Origin of the sequence: Mesorhizobium sp. M2A.F.Ca.ET.037.01.1.1 (assembly GCF_003998075.1) — a bacterium.
Classification (GTDB): domain Bacteria; phylum Pseudomonadota; class Alphaproteobacteria; order Rhizobiales; family Rhizobiaceae; genus Mesorhizobium.
This window is the reverse complement of the sequence record NZ_RZSA01001073.1, coordinates 1-2084: the sequence shown is the minus strand read 5'-3', so window position 1 is coordinate 2084 and position 2084 is coordinate 1. Positions and strand designations below refer to the sequence as shown.

At 67.6% G+C, this 2084-nt stretch carries 1 protein-coding gene and 1 pseudogene; both read left to right on the top strand.

All coding sequences use genetic code 11. The features are described from left to right. The coding region (locus EOA27_RS33510) for a DUF4159 domain-containing protein (RefSeq protein WP_145970726.1) at positions 1-1147 on the top strand (1147 nt) is incomplete at its 5' end. 3 nt (positions 1148-1150) lie between these two features. Further along, positions 1151-2084 (top strand): annotated as a pseudogene (locus EOA27_RS33505) (hypothetical protein); the annotation flags it as partial.

Here is a 2084-nt window from a genome sequence, read left to right as displayed (position 1 = left end):
GCCCCCGCCAGATGCCCGGCCGCTGGTGCCCGGCGCCGGCCCGCTGCCGGTGACCCTGGAGAACCCGCCCGGCCTTTACGGCTCCGAGACGGGCGTCTTCGCGCACAATCTACTCGAGGCATCGAGCACCTTCGCGCCGCTGGTGCGCCCGCAGATTTCGCTGCCGGTGACCGCCATCCCCTATGCCTTCGACGAGTCGGAAAACCTCAAGGGGCCGCTGGTCGCCGTCGCGCTCCTGCTGATGGCGCTCGACACCTTGGCCGTATTCTGGATGGGCGGCCTGCTGGCGCGCCGGCCGCGCCGCGCGGCCGTGGCGACCACAGCCGCCGTCCTGGTCGTGCTCAGCGGCCTCTTCGGCCACGCCGATCTCGCCCGCGCCGACGATTCGAAGCCAGGCGACGCCCAGGCGGTCGACGACATTTCGAAGACCCGCATCGCCTATGTCATCACCGGCGAACCCGGCGTCGATTCGATCAGCCGTGCCGGCCTTGAAGGCCTGACCCGTTTCCTGATCGAGAAGACCGCGCTCGAGCCCGGCCCGCCGGCCGGCGTCGACATCGCCAAGGACGAACTGTCCTTCTTTCCTCTGATCTACTGGCCGATCGATGCATCGGCGCCGATGCCCAGCCAGGCGGCGATCGCCCGCATCGATGCCTATATGCAGCAGGGCGGCACGGTCCTGTTCGACACGCGCGACCAGTTTTCCAATGGCATCGGCGCCGGCTCGGCAAGTCCGGCGACCGAGCGGTTGCGCGACATCCTCGCCAATCTCAACGTGCCGCCGCTGGAACCGGTGCCTTCGGACCACGTGCTGACCAAATCCTTCTTCATCCTGCCGGAATTCCCCGGCCGCTTCAGCGGCAGCCCGTTGTGGGTCGAGGCCTCGCTCGACGCCAGCAACACCGAGAACCGCCCCGTGCGCACCGGCGACGGCGTCTCGCCGATCATGATCACCGCCAATGATTTCGCCGGCGCCTGGGCGGTCGACGAGAACGGCGATCCGATGCTGCCGACCGTGCCGCCGGACCCGATGCAGCGCGTCTATGCGCTGCGCGCCGGCGTCAACATCATGATGTACATGCTGACCGGCAACTACAAATCCGACCAGGTGCATGTGCCCGTGCTGCTCGAACGGCTGGGGCAGTAGATCGTGAACTGGTCGATTTCCTTCGAACCGCTCGTCTCCTGGCCGCTCTTCGGCCTGCTCTTCGTGCCATTGCTTCTGCTGGCGCTGGTCGGCCTGTGGTTCCGCCAGCGCGGATCGGCATTGCGCTTCATCGCGCTGCTCGCGCTTGCCGCGGCTTTGCTCAACCCGGTGTTCCTCGCCGAGGAGCGCGAGGCTCTGAAGAGCGTCGTCGCGCTGATCGTCGATCGCAGCCAGAGCCAGGATATCGGCGACCGCGCCAGGCAAACCGACGAGGCGCTGGCCGGGATGCAGGAGCGTCTCGGCCGCTTCAAGCAATTCGATGTCCGCGTCGTCGAGGCCGGCAAGTCCGAAGCCGCTGACGAACGCACCGAAACCAGGCTGTTCAGCGCGTTGGAGGGCGCCTTCCGCGACGTGCCGCCGTCACGCATCGGCGGCGCGATCATGATCACCGACGGCGAGGTGCATGACGCACCCGGCGGAACGCCGGATTTCAACGCGCCGCTGCATGCGCTGATCACCGGCAGCGAGCACGAGAAGGACCGCCGCATCCGCTTCGAGAACGCGCCGCGCTTCGGCCTCGTCGGCAAGCCGCTCGACATGACCTACCGCGTCATTTCGACGGAGGGCAATGGCGCCCCGGTGGATGTGCGGGTCTCGGTCAATGGCGAGCAGGTCTCGGTCGAGCACGCGACAGTCGGCCAGCCGATGAAGCTCTCGGTCACCATTCCCAATGCCGGCCGCAACATCGTCCAGCTCGGCATCGACCGCGAGCCCGGCGAGCTGACGGACGCCAACAACCGGGCGATCGCCCTGGTCGACGGCATCCGCGAGAACCTGCGCGTGCTCTTGGTCTCCGGCGAGCCGCATGCCGGCGAGCGCACCTGGCGCAACCTTTTGAAGTCGGACGCGTCGGTCGATCTCGTCCACTTCACCATCC